Consider the following 8,753-nt stretch of genomic DNA (forward strand, 5'->3'; position numbering starts at 1 on the left):
ATCAATCGCCCTTCAAAAAGAAAGCTATCTGGAATGCTTGAAACATTTTAGGAAATGACCTAACCTTTAAGGTGCTTATCTTGCGTTGTTTTTTCTACCGAAATAGAAGGGAGTTTCTATCAAGGAGGTTGGATTCTTTTTCTGTATCAAGAGTATCTTGAGCATGAAGGTTCTTAAAAAAAGTTTTACGGCATGAATTGCAGATGGATGTTCTCATTATAATTTAGTAGCATATTGTTTTACAGTTTGTTGTGAATTCGCTTTCGCGAAAGCGAGAATACAAAAAATAGGAATTGGAAGTCTCCTATAATTTCAGTTTAATTGAGCTGTAATAGTAGTACTTTTGTTTCACTTAAAATAAGTCATATGTCTACCGCAAAGAAGCAATATAAGAGGGTCACTGTCAAATCACTGACAGAAATGAAAGGGAATAAGGAGAAAATCTCTATGTTAACTGCTTATGATTATACCATGGCAAAAATTATCGATAGTGCTGGTATAGACGTTATTCTTGTTGGAGATAGTGCTAGTAATGTAATGGCGGGACATGAAACGACTTTACCGATAACGCTGGATCAAATGATTTATCATGCGAGTAGTGTGGTAAGAGGAACAGAACGCGCGCTTATTGTTGTAGATCTGCCCTTTGGTAGTTACCAGAGTGACCCCAAAGAGGCATTGCGCAGTGCCATACGTATCATGAAAGAAAGTGGTGGTCACAGTGTGAAGTTAGAAGGTGGAAGCGAGGTGAAAGAGTCTATTAAACGTATTCTGAATGCAGGAATTCCTGTCATGGGACATTTAGGCCTTACTCCTCAATCCATTTACAAATTCGGAACCTATACGGTACGAGCAAAAGAAAAGCAGGAAGCCGATAAACTTATTGAAGATTCCCTAGCTATGGAACGTATGGGTTGTTTTGCTTTGGTATTAGAAAAAGTACCAGCAGCACTTGCTAAACAAGTAGCTGACCAACTTACCATTCCAGTAATAGGAATAGGCGCTGGCGCTGGAGTAGATGGACAGGTTTTAGTTTCTCACGATATGTTTGGTATGACACATGAATTTAATCCTCGTTTTTTACGTCGCTATTTAAACCTCTATGAAGATATGGGTCATGCCGTAGCAAATTATGTGAAAGATGTAAAAGCAATGGACTTTCCTAATGACGACGAGCAGTATTAATCTTAAATCTAAAATGGATACCATGTAAAACTATATGTTTTCCTTTTGCTTTGCAAAATTGATTGCCTCTTGCTAATAGGCTACTTATATTTTAAGATCGTTGTAGCTTTCAGATATCTATTCAAAAATCATGAGTGAATAACGAGTAGACAAAAACCTATTATGGAGAAAAGGGATGAATAAACATCTCGTTAAAGGTTTTTACTATTAATTACCTTCCTCTTTTATTTTATACAGTCAGGAGGTACGGTGATTTTATCGGAATATCTTTTGAGATGTTTAGGGTCATTCATATCCCATCCACCCTTTTTGAATTTTTAGTTTATTTATATTTATTGGTACCTATCACATCATTATGTTTTAAAGTTTTAATAAAGGAACTTAAAATTTGGCTGTACGTGATACTATTTTCATTGTTGTTGTCGTTGTTTAAATAGATGGTTTTAAGTTACTTAATTGAAATTATAGGTATGCTAGTAATGGATCTGTAATATCTATAATCACTACCTTTTTCAGTAATTCTGTTAGTTTCAGTCTAGTTCACAATTCCTTTAAGGGCTAAAACCATATTGATAATTCTTCAATTGAATTCTTTTTTTTGGTTTTTTTGCTTGTCGATTTATGTGAATTTAAATAGGATGTTTATTTTGCACCTGTTAGAAACCGAAAACTACAGGGCCGGGGCACAGGTTTTGTACTTAAGTAAAACCTTCGAGATACAACAAAGCAATGCTGCTATGCAAATTAATGAAGTATTTCATATTCATACTTGACGCTTCTTACTTCATATTTAAGACTCTTGTTCATTACTTGTGAATACTAAGGCTAAGAATGCTTTACAAATTTATCCAAGTTCTCTATTTTTAAAAATTACAATTTAAAACATTCATGGGAACATTTATAATAGAAGGTGGGCATCAGTTAAAAGGAGATATCCATCCGCAAGGGGCTAAAAATGAAGCGCTTCAAATACTTTGTGCTGTTTTATTGACAGACCAACCGGTAGAGATTAATAATGTGCCAGACATTATTGATGTGAATAAACTCATCGCTTTGTTGAGTAATCTAGGTGTGAAAGTGACCAAAAATGGCACTGAATCGTATACTTTTCAAGCAGATAATATCAATTTAGACTGGTTACAGTCCGAAGAGTATAAAATTCAAGGTCGTGGATTACGTGGTTCCATTATGTTAGTAGGCCCTTTACTGGCACGTTTTGGTAAAGGATATATTCCACGTCCTGGTGGAGATAAAATAGGACGTCGCAGGCTAGATACTCACTTTGAAGGTTTTATAAAATTAGGAGCAACATTCAGATACAACAAAGAAGAATATTTTTACGGAGTAGAAGCAGAAGAGTTGCATGGGGCCTATATGCTTCTTGATGAAGCATCTGTAACAGGAACGGCTAATATTGTAATGGCAGCGGTTTTTGCCAAAGGAAAAACAACTATTTACAACGCTGCTTGTGAGCCTTATTTACAACAGTTGTGTAACATGCTTGTGCGCATGGGTGCCCGAATATCTGGAATAGGCTCTAACTTGTTGATTATAGAAGGTGTAAAAAAATTAGGTGGTACAACACATCGTATTCTCCCAGATATGGTTGAAATAGGAAGTTGGATAGGTCTTGCGGCTATAACTAAATCGGAGGTTACCATAAAAAATGTATCTTATGACGAGTTGGGAATTATACCAGCAACATTTAGAAAGCTGGGTATTCTTATAGAACGCAAGGGAGATGATATTTATATTCCTGCTCATATCGATGGTTATGAAATAAAAAACTACATAGACGGCTCTATTCTTACGATTTCTGATGCACCATGGCCAGGCTTTACACCAGACTTATTGAGCATTGTTTTAGTCGTGGCAACACAAGCAAAAGGTAGCGTATTGATACACCAGAAAATGTTTGAAAGTCGTTTATTTTTTGTAGATAAATTGATTGATATGGGAGCAAAGATTATTCTTTGCGATCCTCATAGAGCTACGGTTATAGGTCATGACTTTCAATCTCAATTAAAGGCAACTACTATGACCAGTCCAGATATTAGAGCTGGTATCTCCTTACTTATTGCTGCATTGAGTGCAAAGGGAACCAGTACGATTCACAACATTGAACAAATCGATCGAGGGTATCAAAATATTGATACCAGGTTAAGAGCTATAGGAGCAAAGATCAAACGCATTAGTTGATATTTTAATGGTCCTTGTTAAAGACCAAATACCATTGCGCTGAACTAATAAAATATATAGATTTGATGCTACAAGATCATAAACAATGGATAAAACCTCTTGTTTATGGCATAAATTGTGACAGGAGTGTGTATTACGGAGCGTTAAAAAAGAATGTTATATTATCTCGAAACTGCTAGAAAAGCTACTATAAGGATACCTAAAATTGATTTAATTATTTTTAATGTTTTATGGGTTCCACTTTCGCGAAAGTTGAACCTACAATAGAAATTCTGCTAAGATCAAACGGCATGGCTTTAAATAGTACAACACCTAAAGTAAATGCTGATTTACGACAGATAAATAGGAGTAAACAACTGAACAATGGCGCTCTTAATCCTTGATTATATAAAAAATTGAAAGTGAATCGTTCTTCCTACGACTCTTTTGTCGCAGTTCTTTAACCTAAAATAACTTCTTTGTGACCATTTTAGGCAAGGAATTTGATAACTTGCAAGTATGAAAAAGATAAAAGCTTTTATTTTTGTTCTTTCGGCTAGTATTTCTTTTGCTCAAGAAATACCTAAAACTACGCCTAGAACTATAGAACCTATACCACAAACTAATAGTGGTGGTTCCATGCTATTTCCAGAAAAAAAGGAAACTAAAACTTATAACAGACCTAAAGAGAATAATGAGATCAAAATGCGGCAAGAAACCGATTTAGTTGATCCAGGAGTTAAATATGAAAAGCAAAAGTTTAAAAGAGATGCACCAGTAGGTGCTGGATTTAAAAGTGATACGTTTTTAGGAGAGATCAGAACTGGCGAAAAATTATTGCGTTTAATTTGTAGGGACCACCAATTTGAAGACGGCGATATGGTTAGGATATGGCAAGATGATATCATATTAGTGAACAAAATTTATCTCAGAAATATTTACCAAGGAGTCAGTATACCCCTAAAGGATGGTTTTAATAAGATCGAGATAGAAGCATTAAATCAAGGAACATCGGGACCCAATACAGCTGAGTTTAAGGTGATGGATTCTAAAGGGAAAGTAGTCCAACAAAATATTTGGAACCTTGCTGCCGGAGTAAAAGCAACGTTGATTATTTTGAAAAATGAGTAAATCTCTTTTTCTAAACAGAAAAATTATTCTCACCTTAAGGGAAACACAATTCTAAAGCAATTTAAAAGCATCTCGAGCCTATTTACAAAAATCCAACACAAACACTTGAAATGCCAGATTGGAACTATTTTGGGTCCAGGTTATTTTAGAAATCAACAGGTTACATATAAGTTTTGATAGCTTAGATGGGAACTCTATCACCTACACAAATATAGTTTTTTATAGGTGCGATATTAATCAGTAGGTATTCGGCTTGTAATTTCAACTACTGTTTTTTCTTCTAAATCTCTTAGAGTAAAGGACCCTATGCGCACTCTTGCTAAGCGCAATACAGGAAATCCTACGGCAGCGCACATTTTACGTACCTGTCTAAATTTACCTTCTTTTAAAGTTACAGAAACCCACGAACTGGGACCATGCCGATCATCTCTTACCCGTTGTAATGTCTCCGGAAGTATAGGAAATTCTTCTAGGATGAATGCTTGACATTGTTGAGTTAAGTACATACTTCCATGGATACTAATTTCTATTCCAGAGCACATCTTTTCTATTGCCTCTGGCGTCATTATTCCATCTACTTGGGCATAGTATTCTTTTTCCACTTTTCCTTTCTTATTAACGACATTACTGAATTGCCCATCTGTGGTAATCATTAACAAGCCTTCGCTAGTCTCGTCCAGCCGACCTACTGCCATACTGTCTTTAGGAAAATCATGGAGTTCTCGCAGAAACTTCTTGTTTTTTTGATGCCTATCATTAGTGCTAAACTGACTTAGCATCTTATAAGGTTTATAGATTAAAAAGTGGCGGTGATTCATAGTAATTTCTCTATCGTATCTGATATCGCGTTAAATTTGTCGCTTTTCACGTTCCTTATTGTTAAAAAAAGAGGTGGGTCCAAGGCGCTGACTTTTCACCTTATTACATTCAAAAATAATTCAATTTATGCGTATTCGTCATATAGGAATCGGAAAAATAAAGTCTATCCAATCTTGTGAAATTACTATACAACACCTAAAATAAATCACGCATTATATGGGAAGGAATAGCAAGTTCTTGCTCTCTCATAGTCAATGGAATACGTACAAGTTTCAATAAGTTCAATCCTGAATTTGTCAATACTTTGCGCAACTCTGCTATTTTTGAATGGGTTAGTTGTATGCTTAAAATGGAATGATTTCTAGGGTAAATAGGATGTGTTATCAACGAAAGCAGCTGTTTTCTTCTGATTTTGCTAAGCTGTTCCGTTTTTAAGTCCAAATAACTAGCTCCTAAGTTTTGTTGCAGTGTTATCCATAATTTTGCAAATGTAGGGGTGGATACTTTTTCTTCTATAATCGCATAATATTGCTGTACTAAATATTTCATAATCAATAATTTATTTATTCGTTTAACAGATCATTTCTTTTAAGTTTTATTCCTTTCCTTATCAAATATGCAGAATTAGCACTGGGTATATCGCGTGTCCATTTTGGTAGAATGAGTCTTACCAAAATTTTGTCTATATGAGAAACCAATTCATAATTTTGAAAGAAGCGTATGTGTACAAGTTCCTTTTTTAAACCTTACCAGACCGTATTACATAACAGGTAATTTCCATCGCGAGTATTACAGGAATAGAAACGTATTAATATGATATAAGTTGTGGATAAAGTATACAAGTTGCAAACCCTATAGGAAACAATACACCATATCCGTCTGATGGGCCATTCTTCTTAGTTGAGTCCTAGAACTTCCTAGCTTACGCGAAATTATTCCATCGAGAATATTAGAGATGAGTCCAATATGCATAAGGCCTAAAATCGTCGTTTTTGCCGCATCACCTATGAAATAAGCCAGTATTACTGGTATAAGAGCTCTTATTAGTTGAAATAAAATCAATGCTTTTGGTATATTCATTCTGATAGATTTCACATAGGAATTGAATTATTGCGTTTCTTAAATAAAGTATTTTGTTCCCTGCTATTTTAGTGAGCTAATTTTGTAAAAATTGCAAAATAAAAAATGCTGTTATAATGATTTCAAAAAGTGCAAATCTTTTTGATCCAACAAGTTACAAGCAGAGTTAAGTTATAAAGAGGAATTCAATACCAAATAATTTCAAGTTAGTTGATACGGATATAGTCGGCTGTAAAACTTTTTTTCTGGGAGTCACCTGATTGTATTGCGACTTTATCTATGAAGTTTAAAAGGAACCATTGAATTCCTATTATAGGTTTCTTGTCAGGTTTGTTGACATCAAATTTTCTTACAGGGCAGCCGTTATAAAATCAGTAGTGGTGAATTAAATATTGGCTTTATTCAAAAAAATAGAGACTATCAATTTGCTTTTTAAATGTCGTTTAAGAGTCTCCATCGTTACTACTTCAAGTACGCTACTATAAGTATCTAAAGAAGCACAAACCGTTACTATTCATCATTTAAAGTGTAGAGCTTTATCAGTATATAATGTGCCCATTATCGCCTTTTTCAATCTAATTCAAAAACATTGACGTTGGACCCATATACATTTGTGATATATATATATCCCTTCTTTAACTTCATACCTGCTCTCAGGCTTAATATGTTTCAAACAACAATAGTTACAAAAGCAACAATTAGAAGGAGCAGATATACTTAAGTTTCAAGTCCATTTATATGGGTATTGGAATCATACCTTTTAGGTAACGATTCCATATACTAAATAGTGAAATAATGAATTGTGAAATATATATGAGAATCAAAAAAGCAACAAAGGCGCTGCTGCAAAGTTGCTTACAAAAGGAGCCTTTCCTACTCCTTTAACTTAACAAACTTTGTTTTATAGAACCGAGCTATCAAGACTTATAACTCCACAGATCCTTTTCCCTCGCGTACAAGAACAGGTTCATCGCCAGTAAGGTCTATGATGGTAGATCCTATATTACCTCCGTAACCACCATCAATAACAAAATCTACTAGTTTGTCCCACTTTTCGACGATAAGGCTAGGATCTGTTGTATATTCTATTACTTCATCTTCATCTTTTATAGAAGTAGAAATAATAGGATTCCCTAATAATATTACTAATTCTATGGCTATTGTGTTATCTGGAACACGTATTCCTACGGTCTTCTTTTTCTTAAAAACCGCGGGCAAATTATTATTGCTGGGTAAGATAAAAGTATAAGGTCCTGGTAAATTGCGCTTTAAAATTTTAAAGGTATGTGAATCAATCTGACTTACATAATCACTTAAATTGCTTAGATCTTTACAAATAAAGGAAAAATTAGCCTTTTCTAGTTTAACTCCTTTTATTCTAGCGATCTTTTCTAAAGCCGTTTTATTAGTAATATCGCAGCCTAATCCATACACAGTGTCTGTAGGGTAAATAACAAGGGCACCAGCACGCATAGCGTCTGCAATACGTTTTAATTCTCTTTGATTGGGGTTGTCTTCGTATATTCTAATCAATTCAGCCATAACTAGTATTGCGGATTTAAAAGCGCTTTAATCGGAATCCATAAAAAGGCAACAATAATTACCGCTATTATAAACTTAATCCAAAATTTTAAATTGCCATCTCCAGAATTAGGGACAACGTCATATTTATGTTTTCCATTCCGATCTATTTTGATGGAGATTCGATTCCTAGAGGAATCGTTGTCGACCTTTTGGGTTTTTAAAAACCATAAATAAGCCGCTACAAGAATACTTGAAACTACAATAATATACAGCATCCCTTGTGAGCTGGTTTGCAGTAATTGTGGTGATATGTATATGTATGAGTTCAAAATATTGATCTAATAGGAGTTAAAGTTAAGTATAAAATTGGTAAATCAGTTGGTTCTATATAGCTTTCTAGTTTAACGTGGCATCTTCATATTTTTACTTTTAGAGTTCATTATTTACTTTAGGGATTTTTATTGAGTGACACTTTTTAAGGAGTCCTGCAGTCCTTTAGTTATAGTTACACCTAACCCGCGCAGCGTTTATTCCATAGTTCTACTTTACCATTACAGTTAAAATAACTACAGTTTAAAGATAGTTAGGGTTCTGCTTTCGCGAAAGCTTGCTAACAACTTTTTAACGACACCTTAGGAATATTTTGGGAATACCATAATTTATTCTAAAGCCAATTCATCAATTTTTTAATTCTATTTAATTTGTGTGCATAAGGTGCATATACAACAGGTAAATCGATCCAAGTGCCGCGATGTACGACTCCTTTGAAATGAGAGAAGGTCTCAAAAGTTTTCTGGCCGTTATAAGAACCTATACCGCTATTTCCTACGCCGCCA

8 protein-coding genes are annotated in these 8,753 nt (G+C 34.5%); 3 read left to right on the top strand and 5 right to left on the bottom strand.

What is annotated here, in order from left to right; all coding sequences use genetic code 11:
- Positions 1-366: 366 nt before the first annotated feature.
- The 3 genes from panB to ACJAT0_RS02180 all read left to right on the top strand — a co-directional run bounded on the left by panB (position 367) and on the right by ACJAT0_RS02180 (position 4,494).
- Entirely contained in the window at positions 367-1,185 is an 819-nt protein-coding gene (gene panB, locus ACJAT0_RS02170) for a 3-methyl-2-oxobutanoate hydroxymethyltransferase (protein ID WP_374002155.1), read from the top strand.
- A gap of 888 nt (positions 1,186-2,073) precedes the next feature.
- Complete coding sequence (gene murA / locus ACJAT0_RS02175) at positions 2,074-3,384, top strand: UDP-N-acetylglucosamine 1-carboxyvinyltransferase (protein WP_374002493.1); 1,311 nt, start codon at positions 2,074-2,076, stop codon at positions 3,382-3,384.
- A 498-nt stretch (positions 3,385-3,882) separates the two neighbouring features.
- On the top strand, positions 3,883-4,494 hold the full coding sequence (locus ACJAT0_RS02180) for a hypothetical protein (protein WP_415180323.1): 612 nt from the start codon (positions 3,883-3,885) through the stop codon (positions 4,492-4,494).
- 233 nt (positions 4,495-4,727) lie between these two features.
- On the opposite strand, the gene ACJAT0_RS02185 is transcribed toward ACJAT0_RS02180, so the two are convergent.
- The 5 genes from ACJAT0_RS02185 to ACJAT0_RS02205 form a co-directional block, all read right to left on the bottom strand.
- Positions 4,728-5,312 (bottom strand): pseudouridine synthase, encoded by a 585-nt coding sequence (locus tag ACJAT0_RS02185; RefSeq protein WP_415180324.1) that lies wholly within the window; start codon positions 5,310-5,312, stop codon positions 4,728-4,730.
- Positions 5,313-5,508: 196 nt separating this feature from the next.
- On the bottom strand, positions 5,509-5,862 hold the full coding sequence (locus tag ACJAT0_RS02190; protein WP_415180325.1) for a hypothetical protein: 354 nt from the start codon (positions 5,860-5,862) through the stop codon (positions 5,509-5,511).
- Between the two features lie 303 nt (positions 5,863-6,165).
- Complete coding sequence (locus ACJAT0_RS02195; protein ID WP_415180326.1) at positions 6,166-6,393, bottom strand: CDP-alcohol phosphatidyltransferase family protein; 228 nt, start codon at positions 6,391-6,393, stop codon at positions 6,166-6,168.
- A 924-nt stretch (positions 6,394-7,317) separates the two neighbouring features.
- Entirely contained in the window at positions 7,318-7,935 is a 618-nt protein-coding gene (locus ACJAT0_RS02200) for an L-threonylcarbamoyladenylate synthase (RefSeq protein WP_415180327.1), read from the bottom strand.
- A gap of 2 nt (positions 7,936-7,937) precedes the next feature.
- Entirely contained in the window at positions 7,938-8,246 is a 309-nt protein-coding gene (locus ACJAT0_RS02205; RefSeq protein ID WP_415180328.1) for a hypothetical protein, read from the bottom strand.
- Positions 8,247-8,753 lie beyond the last annotated feature (507 nt).

Source organism: Nonlabens sp., assembly GCF_047636915.1.
Taxonomy (GTDB): domain Bacteria; phylum Bacteroidota; class Bacteroidia; order Flavobacteriales; family Flavobacteriaceae; genus Nonlabens.